At 64.7% G+C, this 25,222-nt stretch carries 21 protein-coding genes and 2 rRNA genes; 15 read left to right on the top strand and 8 right to left on the bottom strand.

All coding sequences use genetic code 11. From position 1 onward, the window contains the following. The 7 genes from Q0A15_RS14520 to Q0A15_RS14490 form a co-directional block, all read left to right on the top strand. Positions 1 to 276: ribosomal RNA gene (locus Q0A15_RS14520) — 23S ribosomal RNA — on the top strand; the annotation flags it as partial. A gap of 224 nt (positions 277 to 500) precedes the next feature. After that, positions 501 to 619: ribosomal RNA gene (gene rrf / locus Q0A15_RS14515) — 5S ribosomal RNA — on the top strand. A gap of 256 nt (positions 620 to 875) precedes the next feature. After that, the gene (locus tag Q0A15_RS14510; protein ID WP_291280237.1) at positions 876 to 2,867 is read left to right on the top strand and encodes a M13-type metalloendopeptidase; all 1,992 of its coding nucleotides are present in this window, start codon (positions 876 to 878) and stop codon (positions 2,865 to 2,867) included. Positions 2,868 to 3,021: 154 nt separating this feature from the next. Then, on the top strand, positions 3,022 to 4,536 hold the full coding sequence (lysS, locus tag Q0A15_RS14505) for a lysine--tRNA ligase (protein WP_291280236.1): 1,515 nt from the start codon (positions 3,022 to 3,024) through the stop codon (positions 4,534 to 4,536). Positions 4,537 to 4,538: 2 nt separating this feature from the next. Beyond that, complete coding sequence (locus Q0A15_RS14500; protein WP_291280235.1) at positions 4,539 to 4,799, top strand: hypothetical protein; 261 nt, start codon at positions 4,539 to 4,541, stop codon at positions 4,797 to 4,799. A gap of 146 nt (positions 4,800 to 4,945) precedes the next feature. Next, the gene (locus tag Q0A15_RS14495; RefSeq protein WP_291280234.1) at positions 4,946 to 5,248 is read left to right on the top strand and encodes an Lsr2 family protein; all 303 of its coding nucleotides are present in this window, start codon (positions 4,946 to 4,948) and stop codon (positions 5,246 to 5,248) included. Positions 5,249 to 5,573: 325 nt separating this feature from the next. After that, positions 5,574 to 8,129, top strand: a complete 2,556-nt coding sequence (locus Q0A15_RS14490) for an ATP-dependent Clp protease ATP-binding subunit (protein WP_291280233.1) — start codon at positions 5,574 to 5,576, stop codon at positions 8,127 to 8,129. 283 nt (positions 8,130 to 8,412) lie between these two features. Here Q0A15_RS14490 and Q0A15_RS14485 read toward each other — a convergent pair whose 3' ends face one another. Beyond that, positions 8,413 to 9,510, bottom strand: coding sequence for a DUF475 domain-containing protein (locus Q0A15_RS14485; RefSeq protein WP_291280232.1), 1,098 nt, complete (start codon positions 9,508 to 9,510; stop codon positions 8,413 to 8,415). Positions 9,511 to 9,690: 180 nt separating this feature from the next. On the opposite strand from Q0A15_RS14485, the gene Q0A15_RS14480 reads away from it, so the two are divergent. The 3 genes from Q0A15_RS14480 to Q0A15_RS14470 all read left to right on the top strand — a co-directional run bounded on the left by Q0A15_RS14480 (position 9,691) and on the right by Q0A15_RS14470 (position 12,106). After that, positions 9,691 to 10,206, top strand: a complete 516-nt coding sequence (locus Q0A15_RS14480) for an amino-acid N-acetyltransferase (RefSeq protein ID WP_291280231.1) — start codon at positions 9,691 to 9,693, stop codon at positions 10,204 to 10,206. A 255-nt stretch (positions 10,207 to 10,461) separates the two neighbouring features. Next, positions 10,462 to 11,235, top strand: a complete 774-nt coding sequence (locus Q0A15_RS14475; protein ID WP_291280230.1) for an excalibur calcium-binding domain-containing protein — start codon at positions 10,462 to 10,464, stop codon at positions 11,233 to 11,235. Further along, on the top strand, positions 11,189 to 12,106 hold the full coding sequence (locus tag Q0A15_RS14470) for an HNH endonuclease family protein (protein ID WP_291280229.1): 918 nt from the start codon (positions 11,189 to 11,191) through the stop codon (positions 12,104 to 12,106). Before Q0A15_RS14475 ends, Q0A15_RS14470 begins: the two co-directional genes overlap by 47 nt. A gap of 3 nt (positions 12,107 to 12,109) precedes the next feature. Here the strand turns inward: Q0A15_RS14470 and Q0A15_RS14465 are convergent, their stop codons facing one another. After that, positions 12,110 to 13,027 carry an A/G-specific adenine glycosylase gene (locus Q0A15_RS14465; protein ID WP_291280238.1) on the bottom strand — a complete coding sequence of 306 codons (918 nt, stop codon included), beginning with the start codon at positions 13,025 to 13,027 and terminating at the stop codon, positions 12,110 to 12,112. Between the two features lie 292 nt (positions 13,028 to 13,319). On the opposite strand from Q0A15_RS14465, the gene Q0A15_RS14460 reads away from it, so the two are divergent. Beyond that, complete coding sequence (locus Q0A15_RS14460; RefSeq protein ID WP_291280228.1) at positions 13,320 to 13,952, top strand: hypothetical protein; 633 nt, start codon at positions 13,320 to 13,322, stop codon at positions 13,950 to 13,952. 165 nt (positions 13,953 to 14,117) lie between these two features. Here the strand turns inward: Q0A15_RS14460 and disA are convergent, their stop codons facing one another. From disA to Q0A15_RS14430, 6 genes are all read right to left on the bottom strand, one after another. Continuing rightward, complete coding sequence (disA, locus tag Q0A15_RS14455) at positions 14,118 to 15,209, bottom strand: DNA integrity scanning diadenylate cyclase DisA (protein ID WP_291280227.1); 1,092 nt, start codon at positions 15,207 to 15,209, stop codon at positions 14,118 to 14,120. 108 nt (positions 15,210 to 15,317) lie between these two features. Continuing rightward, on the bottom strand, positions 15,318 to 16,751 hold the full coding sequence (radA, locus tag Q0A15_RS14450; RefSeq protein WP_291280226.1) for a DNA repair protein RadA: 1,434 nt from the start codon (positions 16,749 to 16,751) through the stop codon (positions 15,318 to 15,320). A gap of 68 nt (positions 16,752 to 16,819) precedes the next feature. Further along, the gene (locus tag Q0A15_RS14445; RefSeq protein WP_367273406.1) at positions 16,820 to 17,647 is read right to left on the bottom strand and encodes an RCC1 domain-containing protein; all 828 of its coding nucleotides are present in this window, start codon (positions 17,645 to 17,647) and stop codon (positions 16,820 to 16,822) included. Positions 17,648 to 17,660: 13 nt separating this feature from the next. Then, positions 17,661 to 18,758, bottom strand: a complete 1,098-nt coding sequence (locus tag Q0A15_RS14440; protein ID WP_291280224.1) for a type I restriction endonuclease — start codon at positions 18,756 to 18,758, stop codon at positions 17,661 to 17,663. 238 nt (positions 18,759 to 18,996) lie between these two features. Beyond that, on the bottom strand, positions 18,997 to 20,046 hold the full coding sequence (locus Q0A15_RS14435) for an alpha/beta hydrolase (protein ID WP_291280223.1): 1,050 nt from the start codon (positions 20,044 to 20,046) through the stop codon (positions 18,997 to 18,999). Continuing rightward, a complete protein-coding gene (locus Q0A15_RS14430) occupies positions 20,046 to 21,182 on the bottom strand; it encodes an aromatic acid exporter family protein (protein WP_291280222.1) in 1,137 nt (378 codons plus the stop codon). The genes Q0A15_RS14435 and Q0A15_RS14430 overlap by 1 nt, the downstream gene beginning before the upstream one ends. A gap of 151 nt (positions 21,183 to 21,333) precedes the next feature. Here Q0A15_RS14430 and pstS point away from each other — a divergent pair, with 151 nt between their 5' ends. From pstS to Q0A15_RS14410, 4 genes are all read left to right on the top strand, one after another. Continuing rightward, positions 21,334 to 22,461: a phosphate ABC transporter substrate-binding protein PstS gene (gene pstS, locus Q0A15_RS14425; protein WP_291280221.1), complete on the top strand. Its 1,128-nt coding sequence runs from the start codon at positions 21,334 to 21,336 to the stop codon at positions 22,459 to 22,461. A gap of 10 nt (positions 22,462 to 22,471) precedes the next feature. Further along, complete coding sequence (gene pstC, locus Q0A15_RS14420) at positions 22,472 to 23,428, top strand: phosphate ABC transporter permease subunit PstC (protein WP_291280220.1); 957 nt, start codon at positions 22,472 to 22,474, stop codon at positions 23,426 to 23,428. Next, the gene (pstA, locus tag Q0A15_RS14415) at positions 23,428 to 24,690 is read left to right on the top strand and encodes a phosphate ABC transporter permease PstA (RefSeq protein WP_291280219.1); all 1,263 of its coding nucleotides are present in this window, start codon (positions 23,428 to 23,430) and stop codon (positions 24,688 to 24,690) included. The genes pstC and pstA overlap by 1 nt, the downstream gene beginning before the upstream one ends. Before the next feature lie 140 nt (positions 24,691 to 24,830). Next, positions 24,831 to 25,222 (top strand): phosphate ABC transporter ATP-binding protein (locus tag Q0A15_RS14410; RefSeq protein ID WP_291280218.1); only part of this gene is annotated, 392 nt, incomplete at its 3' end.

The raw sequence follows: 25,222 nt of genomic DNA, 5'->3' as shown, positions 1-25,222 counted from the left end.
GTAGGAAATTTGAGAAGGGCTGTCCTTAGTACGAGAGGACCGGGACGGACGAACCTCTGGTGTGTCAGTTGTACTGCCAAGTGCACCGCTGATTAGCTACGTTCGGATGGGATAACCGCTGAAAGCATCTAAGCGGGAAGCCCGCTTCAAGATAAGATTTCCAGACACCATCTGGTGTGAGAGGCCCCCAGCTAGACCACTGGGTTGATAGGCAGGATGTGGAAGCACTGCAAAGTGTGAAGCTGACCTGTACTAATAGGCCGACAACTTACCAACCACCAACACCCCCCAGTAGAAGGGGAGTGCACAAGATCTACGCTCGCGTCCACTAAGCGGTTACGAAACAACAAACCCACCCACCCCAACACACACTGTGTGTGCCGGGGGTGGGCAGGGGGAGTGTATAATTGAATAGTCTTCAACACGTACGTGTTGAGGTCACCGTAAAGACCACCCACCCACGACACCATGCATGGTGCTGGGATCAGGGGTGAAAGAGTTACGGCGGTCCAATAGCGTAGGGGAAACGCCCGGTCCCATCCCGAACCCGGAAGCTAAGCCCTACAGCGCCGATGGTACTGCAACCGGGAGGTTGTGGGAGAGTAGGACACCGCCGGACACAACCAAAACAGGTGTGGCCCCGCAGCCCCCCCAGCCAACACTGGGCGAGGCGCGGGGCCACACCCCTTTCGCGTACCCTGTATCTGCATACCCGGAACTCTCACCGCCTGTCGCACCGCGACCGATTCGACACGCGTGTCGAGTGTGGACGAGTCCTACGCCGTGAGCGGAGTTCCCGCCTCCGACATCCCTGAGCTGCTCCTCCCGGGTTAGAGTCGCCACAAACCACAGCGAATCTCATCAGGAGCATGCCCATGTCCCTCGCACCCCGCCCGCAGGACGATCTGTACCGCAGCGTCAACCATGATTGGTTGGAAACCGCCGAGATTCCGGGGGACCGCGGTAGCGACGGGGCCTTCCCGCAGCTTCGTGACCGGGCCGAGGCAGATATCAAGGCCATCATCGACGCCTCGGTCGAGGCCGTGGATGCCGGCGCCACCGAGGAGCAGGATCCGCTCTTCGCCTTGAGGAGCCGGATCGCGGCGCTGTGGTCGTCCTTCATGGACACCGAGCGCATCGAGCGCTCCGGCGGCACACCTCTTACGGCAACGCTGGAGCGCATCGCCGCCCTGGAATCCGTGGACGAGTTCGTGAAACTGAGTGGTGAACTCTTCGCACAAGGCACGGGATCCTTCGTGGAGTCCGGTGCGTCGAGCGACGCCGGCAACCCTGACGTGAACCTGCTCAGCTTCATCCAGTCCGGGATCGGCCTGCCGGACGAGGCCTACTACCGCGAGGACGAGTACCGGCAGATCCGCGAACAGTATGTGGAGCATCTGGAACGACTTCTGACCCTGGCCGCCGAGTCCACAGGCGTGACGTTCTCCGACCAGCCGGCCAAGGACTCGGCTGAAGCGATCCTGCGCACCGAAACCGCGCTGGCTTCCCACCACTGGGACGCCGTGAAGTGCAGGGACGCTGTGGCTCGCTACAACAAGATGAGCGGAGACGATCTCTTCGCGCTGGCACCCGAGCTCGAGGCCTGGCTGCAGGCAGCCGGCATCGACGCCAAGTACTTCGAGACCGTGGACGTGTGGCAGCCGTCCTTCCTCGAGGGGTTGCACCAGGAACTGCAGAGGGTCCCGCTGGGGGACTGGAAGGTGTGGCTGGCCGCCAACTACGTGCGTTCCATGGCCCCGTACCTCTCAGAGGAATTCGTCACCGAGAACTGGTCCTTCTACTCCAAGACTCTGGGTGGCGTCACGGAGCAGCGGCCACGCTGGAAGCGTGGGGTCGCCTTCGTGGAGGGCGGCGTCGGCGAGGACCTGGGCCAGCTCTTCGTCGCAGAGCACTTCCCGCCGGAGTCCAAGGAACGCATGGATGACCTCGTAGCCCGGTTGCTGGCCGCCTACCGGGACTCCATCACCGACCTGCCGTGGATGTCCCCGGCCACCCGGGAGAAGGCCCTCGACAAACTCTCCAAGTTCAACCCCAAGATCGGTTATCCGGTGAAGTGGATCGATTACTCGTCCATGGAGCTGGATGCCACCGACGTGCTGCACAACGTGGCTCAGGTTGCGGCCTTCGACCTGCAGCGTGAACTGCAGAAGATCGACGACGGCGTGGACAAGGACCTCTGGTTCATGTTCCCGCAGACCGTCAATGCTTATTACCACCCGCTGCTCAACGAGATTGCCTTCCCCGCTGCGATTCTCAGGCCTCCGTTCTTCGACGTGGACCGCGATGACGCGGCCAACTTCGGCGCCATCGGCTCCGTGATCGGTCACGAGATCGGTCACGGTTTCGACGATCAGGGGTCGCAGTTCGATGGCGATGGTGCGCTGAACAATTGGTGGACCGACGAGGACCGCAAGGCCTTCGAGCAGCGTACGGGTGCGCTCGTGGCCCAGTACGAGGCCCTGGTCCCGCCGGAGGCCCCGGACACCCACGTCAACGGAAAACTGACGCTCGGTGAGAACATCGGCGACCTCGGTGGGCTGGGGATTGCCCACAAGGCCTATCGGGCGTTGGTGGCGGAGCGGGTGGCCCGTGGCGAGACCGATGAGGCCGACACCATCGACGGGGTTCCCGGCGACGTGCGCTTCTTCGAGGCCAACGCCAAGGTCTGGGCCACTCTGATGCGGCCGGAGACGATGGTCACGCGCATCGCCACCGACCCGCATTCCCCCGCGGAGTTCCGCTCGAACCAGGTCGCGAAGAACCTGGATGCGTTCCACGCCGCCTATGGCACCACGGAGTCCGACGGCATGTGGTTGGCTCCCGAGGAGCGCGTCACCATTTGGTGAGTCGGGCGCCGTCGGCGCCTGCGATGCGAATTCTGTGCCAGACGGCGGGTGATGGGACCGTGGTCCCGTCACCCGCCGTCGGGCATTCGGTGCGCCACGAAGGTGAGCAATTGCGCATGAAACCTCCGGGTAGCCGCCGGTAGACTGGACCCTTGTGAGCGCTCAGACCCCAGACAGCCAGACCGTGGACACCCGTGACCAGCGTGCGGTGCGCCAGGCCAAGCGTGACGAGATCATCGCGGCCGGCAACGACGCATACCCCGTAGGGGTGTCCCGCACGCACTCCCTGCTGGAGGTGCGCGATTACTGGGCCCACCTGGCCCCCGGCGAGGAGACCACGGACGTGGTCAGCATCGTGGGGCGCGTGGTTTTTCAGCGCAATACCGGCAAGCTCTGCTTCGCGACTCTGCAGGAGGCGGGCCCCAGGGGAGAGGGTGTGCGCCTGCAGGTCATGCTGTCCCTGGCCGAGGTCGGCAAGGAGTCCCTGGATGACTTCAAGCACCTCGTGGACCTGGGTGACCACCTCGCGGTGACCGGTCGCGTCATCGCCTCTCGCCGCGGCGAGCTCTCCATCATGACGACCTCCTGGTCCATGGCGTCCAAGGCGCTGCGCCCACTACCGGTGCTGCACGCCGACCTCAACGAGGAGACCCGTGTCCGCCAGCGCTACGCAGACCTGATCGTTCGCGATGAGGCCCGCGAGATGATCTACAAGCGCGCCGCGATCACCAAGGCCATTCGCGACACCCTTGACTCCCACTCCTACGTGGAGGTGGAGACGCCCATGCTGCAGCTGATCCACGGTGGCGCCTCCGCGCGTCCCTTCGAGACGCACCTGAATGCCTTCGACCAGGACATGACGCTGCGCATCGCCACGGAGCTGTACCTGAAGCGCACCGTGGTGGGTGGCGTGAACAAGGTCTACGAGATCGGTCGGATCTTCCGCAACGAGGGTGTGGATTCCACGCACTCCCCGGAGTTCACCACTCTGGAGTGCTATGAGGCCTACGCGGATCAGTTCGTCATGGCCGCTCGCCTGAAGGAGATCATCCTCAACGCCGCGGACGCCGTGGGTGCGGGTCGCGTCATCGAGACCGAGGCAGGCACCATCGACCTCTCCGGTGAGTGGAAGTGGGTTTCGGTGTACCCGGGGCTCTCCGAGGCGGTGGGTCAGGAGATCACTCCGGACACCGACGCCGACACCCTCCGCGAGATCGCGGAGAAGCACGAGGTGAAGCTGGATCCCAAGTGGGATGCAGAGAAGATCGTCATCGAGCTCTTCGGCGAGATCGTGGAGCCCACGCTGATCAACCCGACCTTCGTCTACGACTATCCGCCGGCAGCACAACCGCTGGCCCGTCCGCACCGTTCCAAGCCCGGCGTCATCGAGGCCTGGGACCTGATCATCGGCGGTATGGAACGCGGCACCGCGTTCTCCGAGCTGATCGATCCGGTCATTCAGCGTGAACGCCTGACCCAGCAGTCCCTGATGGCGGCCGACGGCGACCCCGAGGCCATGCAGCTGGACGAGGATTTCCTGCGCGCCCTCGAATACGGTGCCCCGCCCATGGGCGGCATCGGCTTGGGCGTGGATCGTCTGGTCATGCTCTTCACGGGCGTGGGCATCCGCGAGACCATTCTTTATCCGCTCCTGAAGCCTGAGGCCTGATCATGAAAGCCTTCTGGGACGCCGTTGGCCCCTACGTAGAGGTGCTGCTGCCGACCATCGTGGTCGCCCTGGTCTTCTGGTACGTGATGAAGGCGATCTTCAACGCGGATCGCCGGGAGCGCGAGGCGGAGCGGAAGATCGAGCAGGAGTCCGATGCTCGCATCGAGGCGAGAGCGGAGCAGCTTCGGAAGGAAGCAGCGGCCGCCCCGTCGATTCCTAAATATGGCGAGCAGAACGACTTCCCGGGGCCGGAGAAGAACTGATTTTCTTGCCTTTGCTCACCTAATTACGGTGACAAATTGACCTTTCACGGTTAGGGTTTCGTTGCGAGAACCAAACGCTTCCCTGCCCTGTGCTGAATCGTGTACTTCGCGGTTTGCCGACGTGGGGACCGTGAGAGGAGAACGGCATGGCGCGCAAGGTTGAGGTGTCCCTCGTGGACGACTTGGACGGCACCACCGCCACTGACACGGTGAAATTCGGGCTGGACGGCCTCCACTACGAGGTGGACCTGTCGCCCGAACACGCCGAGGCACTCCGGGAGTCGCTGCGCCCGTATATCAAGGCCGGCAGGCGTGCCACACCCTACTCGGCGGAGGATGCCTCCGAGATCCGCAGATGGGCTCAGAAGAAGGGCTTCGACGTCTCGGACCGGGGCCGTCTGAACCAGGACGTCATCCAGGCCTACCGGAAGGCCCACAGCGGCCGCTGAACTTTCCTGACTTCCCTGCCGAACGTCGTGTGCGCTCGAGGATCCCGCCGTGAGCACGATGTCGGTCGATCCGCATAACGTCGGTGCAGGCATAGCAGTCTGCACCGACGTTGTGTCTGGCAACCGACGTTGCGCGCAGAACCGGTCCGCCCCGAACCGAAGGTGAGCGGGCGGCGAAACCCCAGCACTCGTCGTCGGACATGGTGCGGAACCCCGCGCAGACGTGGTGGGCGCGGCGCGTGTTCGCCCTGTGGCGAACAGTGCCCCACGGGGCAAGGTGAGTGCGTAGCATCGAGGCAAGTCCACAAGTTTCAGGAGGCCTCGCATGTTCGAGAGATTCACCGATCGTGCCCGCCGCGTGGTGGTGCTCGCCCAGGAAGAGGCGCGCATGCTCAACCACAACTACATCGGGACCGAGCACATCCTGCTCGGCCTGATCCACGAGGGTGAGGGCGTTGCCGCCAAGGCCCTCGAGGAGCTCGGCGTGACGCTGGGGGCTGTGCGGGAGCAGGTCCAGGATATCATCTCCCAGGGACATCAGGCCCCCACCGGCCACCTTCCCTACACCCCTCGTGCCTATAAGGTTCTGGTGCTCTCCCTGCGGGAGGCGCTGCAGCTCGGCCACAACTACATCGGGACCGAGCACATCCTGCTCGGCCTGGTCCGCGAAGGCGAGGGGGTCGCCGCCCAGGTGCTCACCAAGCTGGGCGCAGAGCCGCAGAACGTTCGCCAGCAGGTCATCCAGCTGATCTCCGGATACCAGGGTGGCAACAGCGGCGGCAAGGAGACCGCCGGTGCGGGCGTCTCCTCCGGCGGCCAGTCCGAGGGCACGCCCTCAGGTTCCGTGGTGCTTGACCAGTTCGGCCGCAACCTCACCGCTGCTGCCCGTGAGGGCAAGCTGGATCCGGTGATCGGGCGCGAGCACGAGATGGAACGCGTCATGCAGGTGCTGTCGCGTCGAACCAAGAACAACCCCGTGCTGATCGGTGAGCCCGGCGTCGGCAAGACCGCCGTCGTGGAGGGCCTGGCCCAGGCGATCGTGCGCGGCGACGTGCCGGAGACCCTGAAGGACAAGCACCTCTACACCCTGGACCTCGGGTCCCTGGTGGCCGGTTCCCGTTACCGCGGTGACTTCGAGGAACGCCTCAAGAAGGTCCTCAAGGAGATTCGCACCCGCGGCGACATCATCCTCTTCATCGACGAGATCCACACCCTGGTGGGTGCGGGTGCAGCAGAGGGTGCCATCGACGCCGCCTCGATCCTCAAGCCCATGCTGGCTCGTGGCGAGCTGCAGACCATCGGCGCAACCACGCTGGACGAGTACCGCAAGCACATCGAGAAGGATGCCGCGCTGGAGCGTCGTTTCCAGCCCATCCAGGTGGCGGAGCCCAGCGAGGAACTGACCGTTCAGATCCTGCGCGGTCTGCGCGACCGCTACGAGGCACACCACCGTGTCTCCATCACGGACGAGGCCCTGCAGTCCGCTGCGTCGCTTGCCCACCGTTACATCTCGGATCGCTTCCTGCCGGACAAGGCAGTTGACCTGATCGACGAGGCCGGTGCTCGCCTGCGCATCCAGCGCATGACCGCCCCACCGGCCCTGAAGGAGATGGACGTCAAGATCGAGGAGGTCCGCCGCTCCAAGGAGGCCGCCATCGATGCGCAGGACTTCGAGGGTGCAGCCAAGCTCCGCGATGACGAACTCAACCTCACCAAGGAGCGCGAGGAGAAGGAGGCCGCTTGGAAGAACGGCGACCTCGACGACATCGCTGAGGTCACTCCCGAGCTCATCGCTGAGGTCCTCGCCAACTCCACCGGTATCCCCGTGGTGCAGCTGACGGAGGAAGAGTCCTCGCGTCTGCTGAACATGGAGTCCGAGCTGCACAAGCGCGTGATCGGGCAGGACGACGCCATCAAGGCCGTGTCCCGTTCCATCCGCCGTACCCGTGCCGGCCTGAAGGACCCCAACCGCCCAGGCGGCTCGTTCATCTTCGCCGGCCCCACCGGTGTCGGTAAGACCGAGCTGGCCAAGGCGCTGGCCGAGTTCCTCTTCGGTGACGAGGAAGCCCTCATCACCCTGGACATGTCCGAGTACTCGGAGAAGCACACGGTTTCCCGGCTCTTCGGTGCCCCTCCCGGATACGTTGGTTACGAAGAGGGCGGCCAGCTCACCGAGAAGGTGCGTCGCCGTCCGTTCTCCGTGGTCCTGTTCGACGAGGTGGAGAAGGCTCACGCCGATCTCTTCAACTCCCTGCTGCAGATCCTCGAGGACGGTCGCCTGACCGACTCTCAGGGACGCGTGGTGGACTTCAAGAACACCATCATCATCATGACCACCAACCTGGGTACCCGTGACATCTCCAAGGGTGTCATGATGGGCTTCCAGGCCTCCGCGGACACCCGCACAGGGTACGAGCGCATGCAGGCCAAGGTGCAGGAGGAACTGCGCCAGCACTTCCGTCCCGAGTTCCTGAACCGCGTGGACGACGTCGTGGTGTTCCCGCAGCTCAGCCACGACGAGATCACCTCCATCGTGGACCTGTTCACCTCCCGCCTGGCCGTTCGCCTGGCCGAGCGTCAGATGCAGATCGAGATTGCACCGGCTGCCCGCGACCTGCTCGCGGACAAGGGCTACGACCCGTCCATGGGCGCCCGCCCGCTGCGTCGGACCATCCAGCGCGAGATCGAGGACCCGCTCTCCGAGAAGATCCTCTTCGGCGAGATCCTGCCCGGCCAGACCGTGCAGGTGGGTGTGGACGGAGAGGGCGATGCCCGGAAGTTCACGTTCACGGCAGTCGGAACCACGCCGCAGCTGGAGACCGCCGGCGCGCCGCTGTCCATCGAGGGTACTTCCGCTGAGGATGTTGCCTCCGGCGAGTGATCGTCAACGCCTGAGTACGACGCCGCCCCGGCCCCCTTCAGTGGGGGACCGGGGCGGCGTCGTGTTTAGGGGCAGCGGGCTGAATGAGCCTCTCGTGGGGCGAATGCCCGACGGCGGCGGGGCGGCTTGGTGGGGCTCGTCGCCATGTGCGACCGGATCCTCTACACGCGGCCCATTCCCCGGTCTGCGGCGTCTTCGTCCACTTGCGACCGTCGTACGACGGTCGCAATCCAAGGAAACGGGCGCACATCGAGGCAACGGCCCCACATCGACGAAGCGGGATCTATTCGGTGATTGCGTCAGCCTTCTCGTCGCGCTTGTTGGCCACGACCGAGGAGATGATGGACGCGGTGATGAGAGCGATCCCGGCCAGGCCGATCACGAAGTCCGGGATGTGGTACCGAATCGTGAGGATCAGCATGATGGACAGTGCGCCGATGGCCCAGTGTGCGCCTGCCTCCATGTACCGGAACTTCGCCAGGGAGCCGTGGTCCACGAGGTACACCGTCATGGACCGAACGAACAGGGCACCGACGCCGAGGCCGAGGGCGATGATGATGGGGTCGGTCGTGATGGCGAAGGCACCGAGAACACCGTCGAAGGAGAAGCTGGCGTCCAGGACCTCCAGGAAGATGAACATGGAGAATGCGGCCTGACCGGTGAGCACCAAGGTGTGCCCCAACGCAGCTTCCTCTGCTTCCTTCTTCTGCAGCGTGGCTTCACGCTCCGCCTGCTTCTCCTCCATGAAGTTGGCCAGGCCATTGACGGCCAAGAATACGACGATCCCGAAGATTCCCGCCAGATACACCTCGTGCCGGTGGTCCAGCGGCGCCAGTTGCTCCGCCGCATACACCAGGACCAGGAGGGCCACTGCCACCTCCACGGCGGTGACCCGGCCCACGTGCTTCAGTGGCTTCTCGATCCAGGTCAGCCACAGCACATCACGGTCCTCGTCCAGGATGAAGTCGAGGAAGAGCATGAGGAGGAACATTCCACCGAACGCCGCGATGGTGGAGTGGGCGCTGCCCAGGATGAATCCGTAGGTACCGGGTTCCTCTGGGTCGCCGCGTTCCATCGCCAGGTTCCAGGCTTCGATGGGGCCCACGTTTCCGGTCAAGCAGACGATCACGAACGGGAAAACCAGCCGCATGCCGAATACGGCGATGACGATGCCGACCGTCAGGAACATGGTTCGCCAGAAGTGGCTCATCTTCCCCAGGTACTTCGCGTTCACCGCCGCATTGTCGAAGCTGAACGTGATCTCCAGGGCGATCAGGATCAGGGTGATGACCAGGGCGTTGGGGCCGCCATAGAAGAACGCGACGACGAGCACCGCAAGGGTGATCAGTAGGTCCCACCGGAAGAACTTGAGTAGATGCACAGGAGGCTTTCGAATAGGTGTGACTAGGTTGGAGGGCCGGGTGAACCGACCTGGGCGCCGTCGCCTGGGTGTGGCCGTGCCGCAGTGGGCATTGCCATGGACAACGGTACAGCGCCCAAGGAAACGTCACACGTGGCGTCGCAATCAGTCCTTGCTGCACTCGGGTGGCAGCATGGAGATATGAGCGCCGCCGACATCCGCATCCGCAAGGCAACTTCTCACGATGTGCATGCCATCCGACAGCTGGTGATCCCGTATGCCGCGGAGCGCATTCTTCTGGAGAAGGAGGCCGTGGCGTACTACGAATCCATTCAGGAGTTCCGTATCGCGGAGGACGCAGATGGCAACGTGGTCGGCTGCGGAGCACTGCATTGCATGTGGGAGGACATTGCAGAGGTGCGCACCCTCGCAGTGACCTCGGGTGTTCGTGGCAAGGGAGTGGGCCACATGCTGCTGAATCAACTGCTGGATGATGCGCTGGAGCTGGGGGTCTCCCGGGTCTTCTGCCTGACCTTCGAGGTCGGATTCTTCGAGCGCCATGGGTTCACCGTCATGAAGGAACAGTCCGCGGTGGACCCCGAGGTCTTTGCGGAGCTGCTGCGCTCCCAGGATGACGGCGTCGCCGAGTTCTTGGACCTGGCCCGCGTCAAGCAGAACACCCTGGGCAACACCCGCATGATCACCACCATTCGCTGATTGCCTCCGGGCGGCGAGTTCAGGCGCAACACTGTTCTGATCAATCTGGTGGTTGCCTTTGGGAGTTGTGAGCAATCTGGCATGTGAAGAGTTGCGGCCGTTACTGCCCGCATTCCCGTGGATGCGTAATATGCGGATGTTGGTATCACTTGCCTATTGGAGACATTCGTGACAAGAAAAATGGGTTCCCGGAGGCCCTTCTGGAGGAAACCTTGGTTCTTATGGACCGTTGGCGTCATTGCCGTTGTGCTCCTGTTGGGTGCGCTCCCCTGGGCCGTCATCATCATCGGAGCGTTGATTCTTGCTCTGGGCGGCTTGGTTTGGATCAGGAACAAGAACTCCGGACAGCGTGAGGGACGTTTCAAACCGTTGACCATCTTCATCGGCGGCGCCTTGGCGGTGCTGCTTGGGATCGGGTTCACCGTCAGCCCCACGGAGTCGGAGAAGGTGGCGGACTCGCAGGGGGACGAGAAGGCGGCTTCCTCGGAAGCGGCGGCTCCGGCACGAGCGGTGGTGGCTTCCATCTCCGAGCGACTGGGGAAGAGCTGCGACGACGACACCATGGGCGTGAAGCAGGGCGACGTCACTATTTGGTGCGATCCCGAGTCCGGGGTGTCCGCGCCCTTCGTGTGGGTGGACGCCAAGGGGCATGATGCCGCAGAAGCGGCCAAGCAAAAGGTTGCGGCAGAAGAGAAGGCGGCCGAGGAAAAAGCGGCAGCCGAGAAGAAAGCGGCCGAAGAAAAGGCCGCCAAGCAGAAAGCCGCTGAGGAAAAAGTAGCCGAGCAGAAGGCTGCCGAAGAAAAGGCCGCTAAGGCCGAGGCCGAGCGTAAGGCGGAGGCCGAGCGCCAGGCTCAGCAGCAGCAAGAACAGCAAGACCAGCAACAACAGCAAGACCAGCAGCAGAACACCAACGTCTACTACCAGAACTGCACCGCCGTCCGCGACGCCGGCGCCGCTCCGATTCACAAGGGGGATCCCGGCTATGAACGCCACTTGGACCGCGACGGAGACGGAGTCGGCTGTGAATGAGCCGCGTCGCACTCGAAAATTGACCGCACTCGCTGCGATGCTGGCAGTGGCCGGCCTGGGCCTCGCCGCTTGCGGTGAGGACGCCTCCACCCCCTCCGCCGCGGACGAGACACAGTCTCAGTCCGTGCTCCCCGAGCCCTCCACGTTCTACGAGACCCCGGAGGCGCAGGCTTCGGAGGCCCAGGTTCCGAAAAAGACGGAAGCGGCGCCGAAGGCGACGAAGACCGCTGAGCCGAGCGCCAGGGCGTCGGGCACTGCGTCGTCGGGCACTGCGAAGAAGAAGAATGGCTCAGGTCTGAGCGTCACCGTGGCGCTGGAGAAGATCCCCACCAAGGGGCGTGCTCCGCGTAACGCCTACGACCGGGACGAGTTCGGGAAGGGGTGGAAGGACCCCGACCGGAATGGGTGCGACACACGCAATGATGTGCTCGGCCGTGACCTCACGGGGACCACGTACAGGGACGGCACGCACGAGTGCGTCGTGTCGACCGGTACTTTGGCGGACCCGTACACGGGAACCAAGATCGAGTTCGTGCGCGGCCCTGACACGTCCATCGAGGTGCAGATCGACCACGTCGTGGCCCTGTCCAACGCTTGGCAGACCGGCGCGCAGCAGCTTTCCGCAGAGGACCGGCTGCTCCTGGCCAACGACCCGATGAACCTGCTCGCCGTGGACGGGCCCACCAACATGGGCAAGTCGGACGGCGACGCCGCGACCTGGCTGCCGCCGGCCAAGGCCTATCGCTGTGACTACGTCGCGCGGCAGACCGCGGTGAAGCTCAAGTACGGGCTTTGGATGACCTCGGCGGAGAAGTCCGCCATCAACAACGTCGTCAAGTCCTGCCCCGGGCAGACGATCCCGACGAAGTAGCGCTCAGGCGGGCAACGTAACGCCTGCGTCGGTTTGCGCGGCGAGACCATCCTTGAGCAGACCGGCCAGGCAGCGTTCGCGCTGCTCGGCGTCTGCCTTGAGGTGCCGGAGCGCCGCCAGCTCGGCGATGTCGGTTTCCACATGCCCGACGCCGCGGAGCAGCTCTGCAGCCACCGGTGCCTCGGCGCCGCGCAAGACGGCCATCATGGCGCCTCGCACCTGGCGGTCGGTACCCTCCCAGGCCTGGCCCTTGGGAGTGTAATGCGGTGCGGGACGGCCTGCCTTGATCCAGGCGCAGCGGTGCTGGACAGGGCACTGCTCGCACAGGGGAGTGCGGGCCTTGCAGACCAGTGCGCCCAGCTCCATGGAGGCCGCATTCCAGCGGTTGGCCTCGTCGATACCCTGGATCGTCGTGGTGTTGGGCATGAGGTCATGGGCCAGAACGGCCTCGGCCCGCGTGTAGGACTTCTCCGGCAGGGCGTTGCCGGTGACGGCGCGGGCCTCAACCCGTCTGATATTGGTGTCCACCACGGTGGCAGGAATGCCGAAGGCGAAGCTCGCGACCGCGGCGGCCGTGTACTCACCGATACCGGGCAGCGCCCGGAGTTCCTCGTGGTCGGCAGGAACCTTTCCTCCGTGAACCTCAACGATCTCCTGGGCGCACGCGTGGAGTCGTAGTGCGCGGCGTGGATATCCGAGGCCGGACCAGGCACGGACGGCCTCCCCGGAGGGTTCCGCTGCGAGGTCGGCAGGCGTGGGCCAGCGCTGCATCCACTCCTCCCAGTGGGGGAGTACGCGTTTGACCGGGGTCTGCTGCAGCATCACCTCGGAGACCAGGACTCCCCATGGCGAGCACTCCGAGTGGCGCCAAGGGAGATCGCGGCCGGCATCGGCGAACCAGGCGATGACCTCGGCCCGCAGTTCGGCTGCGTCGAGGCCGGCCGCTGCGTCGGCGGTCTCCGTGGGGTTTGGGCCGTTGCGTCTTTTGGCGGTCGCGGCGGTTGCAGTGACTGTTTCTGCCGCGACAGGGAGCACTGTGTTGAGGGTGGACGGAACGCGGGTAGGCACCCCACGATCATACTTTTGCGGTGCGGCCCAGGCTTTCCGTCAGTGCAGCGGTGGTTCAGCAGGGGGCGCTGACGGAAAGCCTGGGAAAGAGTGCGGAAAGGGCGAATCCACGGATCGTGGGGTCCGACACCATAGGATGGGCGTCATGAGCACCAGCCCTGGACCTCAGCGCCCCAGCGCAGCTGTGTACCGGCGCAGGCGGATTGTGGTCCTCGTCCTCGCCGTGGTGGTTCTCGCCCTGCTCATCTGGGGCATCGTGGCCGGAGTCCGCGGTGTCGCCGGGCTCTTCGACAAGGGCAACGACAAGTCGACGTCTGCGAAGGCGAGCGATGCCGCCAAGGCGGACCCCGCGTCGTCGGGCACTCCTACGCCGGCGGGCGCCAACCCGGACGGCACGTGTCCAGCGGGCGCCGTCAAGATCACGGCCGCCACGGACAAGCAGTCCTACGGGGCCAAGGACAAGCCCGTGCTGCTCATGAAGCTGAAGAATTCTCTCGATGACCCCTGCACTCTTGACGTGGGCACCAAGCAGCAGGAGTTCCTCATCACCTCCGGATCCGACCGGATCTACTCCACCAAGGACTGCCAGGCGGACGGCAAGTCGACCAAGCTCGAGCTGGAGCCCGGCAAGGAGGAGACCGCTCGGTTCACGTGGGACCGTGAGCGCTCGCAACCCAAATGTGAGCCCGTCAGCGTGAAACCCCGCGCCGGTACTTACACGCTCAAGGTCACGCTCGGAAAGTTGGCTTCCAAGCCGGTCCAGTTCAACCTGAACTGACGCCGGGCGAGGCACTGGCGGTGCGTAACTTCAGCTGGATTCTCAACCTCAGCGCAATCGTGTCGAAATCGCCCGCTGAGAATGGAGATCGAGCTGAAGTTAGGTGCGTAGGGTCGGGCGTCGGGTACGTGGGGCAGGGGCGCAAGAACGGAACCGCTGCGCTGATCAGCGGTAGCGATTCACCAGGGTGGCCTCGGCGAAGCGGCTGAGTCCCTCACGGACCGTGCGCGCCGCGTCGACGTCCACACCTGGAGTCGTGGTGAGATCGTCAACTGTGGCCGCCATGAGGTTCTGTAACCCACCGAAGCGAGCCGTGATGGTTTCACGCACGCTCCGGCTCAGGTTCTCGACTCCACCGAGCAGGCGCAGGCCGAGCGGTTGTACGGGTAGGTCCAAGGCTTCCTGAGAGGCGCGGAAGCCCAGAACGTGAGCCACCGAGGACAGCTCCACCAGATCGGTGGAGGACAGCGTGGCCAACTGTTCCAGAGCCGCAGAAGACTCCACAGCGGTGTTGGCGTGGCCGGCGTTCACCGCGGCAAGAGCATAGTCCGCTATGACTGTGCCGGCCTCGGCATCCCGTCCCGTCAGTTCTTGTAGCTGGAGTTCGATGAGACGACCGTCGGTACCGAGTTCAAGGACGTACTGGGCGATCTCATCACTGATGCGGCGCAGCATCTCCTGACGCTGCACCACGGAGGCCACGTCTCGCACGGAAACGGTGTCCTCGATCTCCCGCTTGGACAGCTCGGCGGTGACCTGGTCCAACCTGAGCCGGTACCGCGTCAGTGTGGTCAGCGCCTGAGTGGCACGCGCCAGAATGGACTCGGTGTCCTCCAGCTGGTGCCGGGTCTGCCCCACGAAGATGGCGATCATCTGCATGGATGCCGAGACGGTGATGACCGGCAGGCCGGTCTGGGTGGCCACCCGTTGAGCGGTGCGGTGGCGGGTCCCGGATTCGTCCGTGGGGATGGCCGAATCGGGGACCAGTTGTACGGATGCCTTCAGGATCCGTGTGGCGTCGTGGTTGACGACAATGCCACCGTCCATCTTGGCGAGCTCCCTCAAGCGTGGGGGAGTGAACTCGATGTCGATGTTGAACCCGCCGGAGCAGATGGCCTCCACCGTGTCGTCATGCCCGAGTACGATCAAGGCGCCGGTGCGGCCACGCAGAATCCGGTCGAGCCCCTCACGCAATGCGGTGCCTGGGGCTACCCGGGCCAGGGTGGCGGCCAGGGTGGGATCAGTGGTGGGCTGCATGGTGTTCCTTCTTGTACCCCGGGCGTGACGCGTGGAGGCGGCGGTGATGTTCAGCGAGCGGTGTACGCCCTGACCCCCATCGTAGGGAATGTTCCCCGCGAGACGGAGTCACTGGCCCATGCCCATGGCTCGTGTGACGAACGCATCGGAGATCGAGGTGTCGCCGTCCCGGAAGAAGATCTCCAGGGCGTCCGATACGGTGTCGACGGGGATCAGTTGGAATCCGTTGGGCAGGGTCCCCGGGTTCTGCTGTCCGCGGGGGAAGACGGCGGCCACGAATCCGAGCCGTTCCGCCTCGTTGATGCGCTGGCTGAGGTCTCTGACCGGACGCAACTCTCCGGCCAGCCCCACCTCGCCGAAAGCCACCACGTTGGGCGGCAACGGGGTCTCCGTGAACGATGAGGCCACTGCGAGCACCACGGCCAGGTCCACGGACGGCTCGGAGAGTTTCACACCTCCCACGGTGGCGACATAGGACTCGTGCTTGGTGAGGTTCAGGCCGGCACGGGCCCGCAGCACAGCCAGCAGCATCGAGACGCGAGAGGCGTCCAGCCCGGTGGCGGATCGCTTGGGTTGGGCCGCTTCTGACGGGGTCAGCAGGGCCTGTACTTCTGCGACGATGGGGCGCAGTCCCTCCATCGCCACGGTCACGCAGGTTCCGGCCACGGGCGCCGGGGTGCGGGTCAGGAACAAGCGGGTGGGGGCTTCCAGACCCTCGATGCCGTCCGTGGTCAGGTCGAAACAGCCCACCTCGTCGGTGGATCCGTAGCGGTTCTTGACCGCGCGAAGCAGCCTGAGGCGTGAGTGGCGCTCGCCCTCGAACTGGCAGACCACGTCCACCAGGTGTTCCAGCAGCCGGGGGCCGGCGATGGAACCGTCCTTGGTCACGTGCCCCACCAGGATGGTGGCGATATTCCTGTCCTTGGCGGCACCGATGACTCCAGCGGCGACCTCTCGGACCTGGGAGACGCCGCCCGCCACGCCGTCCACTTCCGCGGAGGACAGGGTCTGGACCGAGTCGACGATCAGCAGGTCCGGCGAGACCTGATCCACCTGTCCAAGGGCCTGCCCCAGATCGGATTCAGCGGCAAGATACAGCGAATCCGCCACGGCATTGATGCGGTCTGCGCGCAGTTTCACCTGGGCGGCCGATTCCTCACCGGTCACGTAGAGGACCTTGCCGCCTTGCCGGGCCACACGGGCGGCAACGTCCAGCAGCAGCGTCGATTTGCCGACACCAGGCTCTCCGGCCAGGAGCACCACGGCGCCCGGGACCAGCCCTCCGCCCAGGACTCGGTCGAACTCCGGTATACCGGTGTGACGGTGACCTGCAATGGTGGCGTCCACTTGTACGATGGGTTGCGCGGGCGTCGAGACCGCGGTGGCCGACGTCTTGCCCCGCGTGGTGTCCGCCCCGATCTCCTCAACGCTGCCCCAGGCTTGGCACTCGCCGCAGCGACCCACCCACTTGATGGTGGTCCAGCCGCACTCGCTGCAGCGGTAACCGGGGGCCTGCCTGCCCTTGGGAGTCTTGGATGCCATGTATCCAAGACTAGGCGGAACCCCTGACGCCATGCTTCTCGTTGTCCACAGTCCGGTTGGGTACGTGATTAGCGCACACCGATGCCGTGCCATCGGCTGATCGCTTCACGGTCCGCGGTGGTGAGGCCGGCGCTCACGACGCTACCGTCGCGACGTAAGCCGAGGGTGTGGGTTGAACCTGCCGCCACGGCCACGATGTCGCGCCATCCATCGACCTCGCATTGCCCGTGACTGCTGTCGCCCACGGCGAGAACTCTCCCGTTGGTGTCCAGCCCGACGGTGTGGTGGCTGCCGGCGTCCACCGCGTGGACATCGCGCCAATCCTGGACCCCGTCCACTGCAGAGGCGTTGCCAGTGGCGATCACGGCGCCGGATGACGTCAGCCCGACCGTGTGCAGGCACCCTGCGGAGATCGCGATCAGGTTCTCCCAGCCGTCCACGTTGCACTGCCTGCGGTGGTTGTTGCCACAGGCCACCGCGCATCCGTCGGCCCGAAGTCCCACCGAGTGCCAGTCTCCGCACGAGACCGCCGCGATGTCGGTCCAGACCTGGACGTCACAGGCCCCTTCTGACTCCCGTCCCGCGGCGACGACTGTCCCGTCGGTGAGCACCCCGAGGGTTCGACGCCAGCCGGCAGCCACGCTGCGGATGTCCCGCCAGCCGGCAACCCGGCACTGTCCATCCTGGTCCCACCCGGTCGCGCATACGGTGCCGTCGGAACGGAGGCCGACGGTGTGGGAACGTCCGGTGTTCTTCGCAGTGTGGACGTTGCCGACCGCCACGGAGACGACGTCGGTCCACTGGTCCACATCGCATTCACCCGAGCGAGAATCGCCGGCCGCAACCACGGATCCGTCCTGCCGGACCGCGACCGAATGGCGCCGCCCGGCCGCCATTACCACCAGACGGTTAGCGATACCGGATGACACCTTCACGGATGGCGTCAGCGAACTTGTATATCTCTTCCAGTCCGTCGATCGCATGGCGGGTCTCAGTCTTGTTTTCGTCGAGGATCCCCAAGTACTTCCGCTTCCCGTTGAAGCGAAGCCGAGCCACGGGCCTGCGGTTGTTGTCGTCCAGGAGAACGGCGAAGTACGACTTGGAATCCCGGTGCGTAATCCGCTCCGGCGGAACTTCGGAACAGCCGATTGCCTTGACTATCTGGTATCCCTGAAGTTCGTCGGCGGTGGTGACGATATCGGACAGGACATCTTCGGAGTCCGAGTTGGCCGTGGTTCCGGTGTCTTCACCGTTCTGCGCGGTCTCCGTAGGTGGAACAGCTTCACTGTCGCTCACGCCCAAAGCGGCCTTGAGTCGGTCGTTGACCTGTTCGGTCAGGAACTGGCGTGAGGCCTTCGCGACCAGCGGGGTGAACTGTTCCCTGACCTTGGCGGTGAACGATCCTTCGTAAACGCGGGTTGTGAAGAACCGCACCCACTCATCAGATGGTTCGCGGAACTGGGCTGCGATCTCACGCTTGAGGGCGCCAACATACTTGAGTTCTTCGGCTGCGCTGATGATCGATTCCAAGTCGAAGCTGCCCTTGCTGAGTTTCTGGATCTCAGGCAACAGAGTTTCGTCAATGTCTTCCAGGTCCAACACCAGGAATGGTTTGGCGTCCATCTTGTTCGGGGCATCCAGGTCAGTATAGAACTGCCAGACCACGCCGTTCGTGAGCGCAGCGATCCGAGCATTGGTCGTTGCGAAGTAACGGAAGAGCTGCGACGCATGCTCTACCTTCAGGCCATTCTGGGAGGTCTTGCACTCGATGAGAATCTGCACCTCTCCATCGCGCAATACTGCGTAGTCGATCTTCTCGTGCTTCTTGGTGCCTACATCCGCGGTGTACTCAGGGACAACCTCAAGTGGGTTGAAGACGTCATACCCGAGAATCGTAGAGATGAAGGGCATCACGAAAGCATTCTTGGTGGCCTCTTCGGTGTTGATCGAATCGGCTTGGGTGCGGATCTTGGTTGCCAAAGCTGCAAGGCGTTCGGTGAACTCCATGAGTGATGTCTCCTGAGCGGGTGAATAGATCTACGGACAGTACTCCCGAACTCGTGAGCACATCAGCTCCGATTGTACTGAGCGTCGGCGAAATGATCGTAATCTGTGCCACCGACAGTTTGATATGTGTCTATCAGTTTTCCATCGGTTCCTGGCGTCGGTAGGACCGCACAACGTCGGTGCTGGGTCCGTCGTCAGTACCGACGCTGTGCTGTTGCACCGACGTAGTGCAGTGGTCCTAACTCAGTGCTGCCCCAGCCCAGCGGCGAATGGCCGCATACCCGGCCTCCCTCACCGGGGATGCGGACAGGAACACGTCATGCAGGGCACCCTCCAACCGCCGGATGGACACGTCGGTGCCCAACCGCGTGGCTCGTTCCGCGATCTGGTCCACCACGAGTACGGTGTCGCACCGCAGCATCTCGTCCGACCATGTGGCCTGGATCAGAGACTTCGTGGACAACAAGGTGAGCACCGGGATCTCCAGCGAGAGCTCGTTCAGGACCTTGGCATGCGCGTCGAGGATCGCCTTCATCCATCCCGGCCTGGTCCGAAACCCACGTTCCGGCCGCCACGCGGCCTCGTACGTCCACTCGCCGTCCAGCTCGGAGGACACGGATCGGGCATAGAAACCCAGGTCCACGTTGGGCAGTTCGCGCAGCGGCGCCCACTTGGATTGCGCGTTCATCAGCGGCGTCAACACCTCCCGCCCCACCCGGGACCCCTGGAACTCCAGCCAAGGCGAGTTGAGGATCAGCCCGGCTACCCGGCCGCGATTCCGTGCGGCCCACAGCGAGAACGTCAGCCCCCCGGTGGAATGGCCGAGCAGCACCAGCCTCCGCCCCGCCCTTTCCGTTCCCATCGCGGAGAGCGCGGCCTCGACGTCCTCGTCATACGTGGTGAGATCCTCGATATACCCAGGCGTCTGCCCGTCCCGCAGGCTGCGCCCGTACTTGCGCAGATCCAACGCGAAGAAGCGCGCGCCCATCCGGGAGATCTCCCGCGCCAGCTCGGCCTGGAAGAAGTAGTCGCTCCATCCGTGGACGTAGAGTACGTCGGCGCCCGCCAGCGGGGCGGCCTTGGGTCGAAACCACTGCCCGACGGCGCGTGCCCGGCCCGGCGCCCGCGGCGCCGGGTCCTCTCGGGGATCGTAGGCCACCAACGTGGCCACGACGGGGCCCTCGCTGTCCGTTCCGAGCGGCAGGGTGCGGGCACGAAATCCGGGGCCGAGGACGTCGGGCACGAAACCTTCTGCAGCCGTGGCCCACCGCGAGATCATGCCGCCCATCAGTCCAGGTCCTTGAGGGTGGGCAGGTAGCGAACGGCCTCATCATGCGGAATGCCGGTGGCCTCCAGCAGGTCCACCGTGAGCGGTCGCAGCATCATGACCAGGCCAACGGCCTGCGGGTCGGAGGCGCCGAGGGCGTGCGGAGCCAGCTGCGAACTGAGTTCGACCAGCCTGCTCCTGGTCTGGGACATGTAACGGTCGCGGCCGTGCGGCGAGGGATCGGCCACGGAGGAGGACATGACCAGGACGGCGTCGGCAAGGGTCTCCATGGCGTCGGCCAGATCCGCCCGGATCCGCTCGCTCAGAACCTCGTTGCTCATCAGGGTTGCGGTCCTGCGGCACAGCACGCGGATGTTGCGCACGGCAAGGTCGGCCTCCTTCTGGACGCGCTGCAAGGCAGCGACTTCCCCGCGCCTGCGCCACCCGCTGGGGGAGATTCTCGCGAACTCCGCCGACTCCTTCATCTCGCGGGCGGCCGCATCCACCAGCGACTGCGTCCCGCGGGCGCGGACCAGCGAATGCCAAGCCAATTTGGCGTCGTCCTGTGCCAGCGACCTGGACAGCTCCCGAACCGCGGCCGCGGTTTCCTTCAGCAGGTCGGAGAGAGCCTTGGCAGGCTCGCGGCTGGGGTCCTTGGGCCAGAGCATCACCAGGATCAGGGCCACCGTGCCGCCCGTGATGGCATCGAGGGAGCGTGAGAACGGGCCGGATTCTGGCAGAGGAAGCAACACCACCAGCAGGGATTGCAGCCCGAACTGCATGGAGAACACCACGCCGGAATCCAGGAAGCGGGAGATGATCAGGGACACGAAGACCACCACGGCCGCCTGCCACAGACCCTGCCCGAAGGCGGTCATCAAGAGGTCTCCGACCACGATCCCGAAGGTGCAGCCGATCGCGACCTCCAACGTGCGGCGCACATGTGAGGTGGTGGCGAAGTTCAGGGAGATCAGCGCGGACGTCGCGGCGAAGAGCGGCCCATCATGGCCCAGGACGGTCTCGGCGAACCAATAGGAGAACACCGACGCGAAGGTTGCCAGGATGATCTTGGGCAGGGAGATGCGTACGCGCCGCACACCGGCCTTGGCCCTGTGACGCAGGGCTCCGCGAAAGCTGGCGAATCGAGACGAGGACATGACCACATCCTTGCATCTTGTCCATGACGCGTGGGTGACGAGAACGCTGCCCAACGAGCACGGCCGGGATGAAACAAGGTACCGGAAATGTTCACTGCCCGTTCACCGGCTCCCGGCTGTTGATTCACCTGTCCTCCTTAGCGTCAAAGCCATGCACAAGAACATGCAGCGTATCGGCGCAGGCGTCGCCTTCCTTTCCATTGCCGCGCTGGGCCTCACGGCCTGCGGTGGGTCCAACAACCCCACCTCCGACTCCTCCGGTTCCGCCTCGGGCGACGCGGACACCAAGCAGCTCTCCGGCACCCTCTCCGGTTCCGGCGCGTCCAGCCAGGAGGCCGCCATCGCGGCCTGGCAGAACGGCTTCACCTCCACCCAGTCCGGCGCCCAGGTCCAGTACAACCCTGTTGGCTCCGGCGCCGGGCGCAAGGCGTTCCTGGCCGGTCAGGTGGCCTTCGCAGGATCCGACGCGGCACTAGCCGGCGACGAGCAGACGCAAGCCCAGAAGCAGTGTGGCGACGGCGGCGCCCTCAACATCCCCGCCTACGTCTCTCCCGTGGCCGTCACCGTGAACCTGGACGGCATCAAGGAAGTCAACCTGGATGGGCCGACCATCGCCAAGATCTTCGCAGGCGAGATCACCCAGTGGGATGACAAGGCCATCACCGAACAGAATCCCGACGCTGACCTGCCAAGCACCAAGATCACCCCCATCCACCGCTCCGACGATTCCGGTACCACCGAGAACTTCACCGAGTACCTGGATGCCGTGGCCAAGGACGAGTGGGGCGAGGGCGTCGTGGAGACCTGGCCCAAGGGCTTCGGCGGCGAATCCGCTCAGGGCACCTCAGGAGTCGTGAAGCTGGCAGGGTCCACCGAGGGTTCCATCGCCTACGCCGACCTCTCCGCAGTAGGCGATGACCTGGGCAAGGTGGCCGTCAAGGTGGGGGATGAGTACCAGGCGCCCACCGAGGAAGCCGCCGCGAAGAACGTGGAACTCGCCGAGAAGGTCGAGGGCACCGAGGAGAACGACCTGGCCCTGGAGCTGGACCGCACCAGCCAGGAAGCCGGTCAGTACCCCATCGTGCTGGTCAGCTACCACGTGTACTGCTCCACCTACAAGGATCAGAACACCGCCGACCTCGTGAAGGCCTTCGGCACCTATGTTGTCTCCGACGAAGGGCAGAAGGCCGCGGAGGAAGCCGCCGGTTCCGCGCCGCTCACCGAGACCACCGCAGAGCAGGCCAAGACCGCCATCGATTCGATCACCGTCGCGAAGTGAACCGACCAGCATGAGCACAGCAGCACCCGTGAAATCGGGACCCAGTGAATCGGGAGTCGGCGCCACGGGTTCAGGCCGGGCCGGAGACAAGGTGTTCTCCGGCCTGGCCCTGGCCGCTGGGATCATCATTCTGGCGGTCCTCGCATTCGTCACCGCCTACCTGATCATCGAGGCATGGCCGGCTCTCGTTGCGGACCCGGAGGAGATCTCCACCGGCACCAGCTTCTGGAGCTATGTGGGCCCCCTCATGGTGGGGACGCTCATCACCGCCGCCATCGCCCTGCTCCTGGCGACCCCGGTAGCGATGGGTGTGGCTCTCTTCATCTCCCATCTGGCCCCGCGCAGGATCGCCGGACCGGTGGGTTACGTGATCGACCTGTTGGCCGCCATCCCCTCCGTGGTCTATGGAGCCTGGGGCATGATGGTGCTCGGTCCGGCCATGGTGGGCTTCTACGAATGGCTGCACAAGTACCTGGGATGGATCCCCCTCTTCGGCGAGCCCTCCTCCACCGGTCGCACCCTGCTCACCGCATCCGTGGTGCTGGCCGTGATGATCCTGCCGATCATCACCTCGCTCTCCCGCGAGATCTTTGTGCAGACCCCCAAACTCCACGAGGAAGCCGCACGCGCTCTCGGCGCCACGCGCTGGGAGATGATCAAGATGTCCGTGCTGCCCTTCGCCCGCCCCGGCGTGATCTCCGCGATCATGCTCGGCTTGGGCCGGGCCCTCGGCGAGACCATGGCCGTCACCCTGGTCCTCTCCGCCGGATCGCTGACGCCCAACCTGATCGGGGCGGGTAACCAGACCATTCCCTCGGAGATCGCGCTGAACTTCCCTGAGGCCTTCGACATGCGACAGAACGAGCTGATCGCGGCCGGCCTCATCCTCTTCGTCATCACCTTGTTGGTGAACATGGCCGCTCGTTGGATCGTGAACCGCCACAAGGAATTCTCTGGAGCCAATTGATGAACCTCCCTGATTCAACAGACGCGGTGCGCTCAACAGACGCGGTGCGCTCGCCGCAGGCGAGTGCAGGCACTGTGCCCGACGACGCGTCGTCGGACCTTGCCGCCCGTCCCGTGAGCGGCACGAACCACGAGGGGCCCTCCGGGCCCCGCCGCCACGGCCGCTCCCGACTCGCCGCCGGGCGGACACCTCGCTGGACCGGCTGGGGTGTCGGGGCGGGTGCCCTGGTGCTCGGCGCGGCATGCTCCGCGCTCATCGGATTCGGCATCACCAGCTGGCTGATCTTCTCAGCGGTGATCTACGTGGTAGCGATGTACGCGCTCACGTGGGCCGTGGAGAACCGGCGCAAGGCCACCAACGGGCTGTGGACCAACCTGATCGTGGGCGCCTTCCTCGTGGCGTTGATTCCACTGATCTCCGTGCTCTGGACCGTGATCTCCAACGGCTGGGCAGGGATCACCGCACCGGGGTTCTTCGCCTCGGACATGGTGGGCATCACGGGCGCTCAGGATCAGGCCACCGCGTCGGGCTCGCAACCGTTGCTCGGCGGCATCAAGCACGCCCTGATCGGCACGCTGATGATCACGTTGGCCGCGAGCCTGATCTCGGTGCCGATCGGACTGCTGGCCTCCATCTACCTGGTTGAGTACTCGAACGACAACCTGTTCGCGAAGGTGCTGCGATTCTTCGTGGACGTGATGACCGGCATTCCCTCCATCGTGGCCGGACTGTTCGCCACCGGGCTCATGATGGTGCTGACGCAGACCGTGTTCGGCCTGCCGCCAGGCTCCAACATCATGGGCTTCTCCGCCGCGATCGGACTTTCCGTGCTCATGATCCCCGTGGTGGTCCGTTCCACCGAGGAGATGCTGCGGGTGGTTCCCAACGAACTGCGCGAGGCGTCCTCCGCCCTGGGCGTGCGCAAGTGGCGAACGGTCATGAAGGTGGTGCTGCCCACCGCACTGTCCGGTATCGCCTCAGGCGTCACGTTGGCCATCGCCCGCGTGGTCGGAGAGACCGCACCCATCCTCGTGACCGCAGGCGTGGCCCTGTCCACCAACTGGAACCTGGTCCAGAACTGGATGATGACGCTGCCCGTCTACATCTACCGCCAGCTCATGAACCCCACGGCACCGGCGGCACCAGGACCCTCGGAGGAACGCGCCTGGGGCGCCGCCTTGACCCTCATCATCATCGTGATGGTATTGAACCTGTTGGCCCGACTGATCGCCCGAGCATTCGCACCGAAACAAGGCCGCTGAGCGGTCTGCCTCACCGAACACGTACAACATCCCAGTCTTGAGTTCCGAGACCGAGCTGCCAAGATTCGATCTCCACGACCCGAACTCCAAGACTCAAGTTCCAAGACTCAAGTTCCAAGACCAAGGACGAGACAACCCCCATGGCCAAACGCATCGACGCCCACGATCTGGACGTCTTCTACGGCAAATTCCGCGCGGTCGAAGGCGTGAACATCAACATCGAGCCGCGCTCGGTGACCGCCTTCATCGGACCGTCCGGCTGCGGCAAGACCACTTTCCTGCGCACGTTGAACCGTATGCACGAGGTGGTGCCGGGCGCACACGTGTCCGGATCGGTGCTGCTGGACGGCGACGACATCTACGGTTCAGGTGTGGACCCGGTGTCGGTGCGCTCGCAGGTCGGCATGGTCTTCCAGCGCCCCAACCCGTTCCCGACGATGTCGATCGCGGACAACGTGCTCGCGGGCGTGCGGCTCAACAACCGCCGCATGTCGAAGGGCGACCAGCAGGACCTCGTCGAGCGGTCGCTGCG

It is taken from the genome of Galactobacter sp., assembly GCF_022712295.1.
Taxonomy (GTDB): domain Bacteria; phylum Actinomycetota; class Actinomycetes; order Actinomycetales; family Micrococcaceae; genus Galactobacter.
Note: the sequence above shows the minus strand (reverse complement) of the source record. Positions and strands in the feature narration are given on the sequence as shown.

Excerpts from the sequence above, each read along its gene's own strand:
- pstS (WP_291280221.1), top strand. The coding sequence starts at position 21,334 with ATGCACAAGAACATGCAGCGTATCGGCGCAGGCGTCGCCTTCCTTTCC.
- radA (WP_291280226.1), bottom strand. The coding sequence starts at position 16,751 with ATGGCATCCAAGACTCCCAAGGGCAGGCAGGCCCCCGGTTACCGCTGC.
- Q0A15_RS14445 (WP_367273406.1), bottom strand. The coding sequence starts at position 17,647 with ATGGCGGCCGGGCGGCGCCATTCGGTCGCGGTCCGGCAGGACGGATCC.
- Q0A15_RS14510 (WP_291280237.1), top strand. The coding sequence starts at position 876 with ATGTCCCTCGCACCCCGCCCGCAGGACGATCTGTACCGCAGCGTCAAC.
- disA (WP_291280227.1), bottom strand. The coding sequence starts at position 15,209 with ATGCAGCCCACCACTGATCCCACCCTGGCCGCCACCCTGGCCCGGGTA.
- Q0A15_RS14460 (WP_291280228.1), top strand. The coding sequence starts at position 13,320 with ATGAGCACCAGCCCTGGACCTCAGCGCCCCAGCGCAGCTGTGTACCGG.
- Q0A15_RS14430 (WP_291280222.1), bottom strand. The coding sequence starts at position 21,182 with ATGTCCTCGTCTCGATTCGCCAGCTTTCGCGGAGCCCTGCGTCACAGG.
- Q0A15_RS14470 (WP_291280229.1), top strand. The coding sequence starts at position 11,189 with ATGAACGCCACTTGGACCGCGACGGAGACGGAGTCGGCTGTGAATGAG.
- pstC (WP_291280220.1), top strand. The coding sequence starts at position 22,472 with ATGAGCACAGCAGCACCCGTGAAATCGGGACCCAGTGAATCGGGAGTC.
- Q0A15_RS14480 (WP_291280231.1), top strand. The coding sequence starts at position 9,691 with ATGAGCGCCGCCGACATCCGCATCCGCAAGGCAACTTCTCACGATGTG.
- Q0A15_RS14495 (WP_291280234.1), top strand. The coding sequence starts at position 4,946 with ATGGCGCGCAAGGTTGAGGTGTCCCTCGTGGACGACTTGGACGGCACC.
- pstA (WP_291280219.1), top strand. The coding sequence starts at position 23,428 with ATGAACCTCCCTGATTCAACAGACGCGGTGCGCTCAACAGACGCGGTG.
- Q0A15_RS14440 (WP_291280224.1), bottom strand. The coding sequence starts at position 18,758 with ATGGAGTTCACCGAACGCCTTGCAGCTTTGGCAACCAAGATCCGCACC.
- Q0A15_RS14490 (WP_291280233.1), top strand. The coding sequence starts at position 5,574 with ATGTTCGAGAGATTCACCGATCGTGCCCGCCGCGTGGTGGTGCTCGCC.
- Q0A15_RS14500 (WP_291280235.1), top strand. The coding sequence starts at position 4,539 with ATGAAAGCCTTCTGGGACGCCGTTGGCCCCTACGTAGAGGTGCTGCTG.
- Q0A15_RS14435 (WP_291280223.1), bottom strand. The coding sequence starts at position 20,046 with ATGGGCGGCATGATCTCGCGGTGGGCCACGGCTGCAGAAGGTTTCGTG.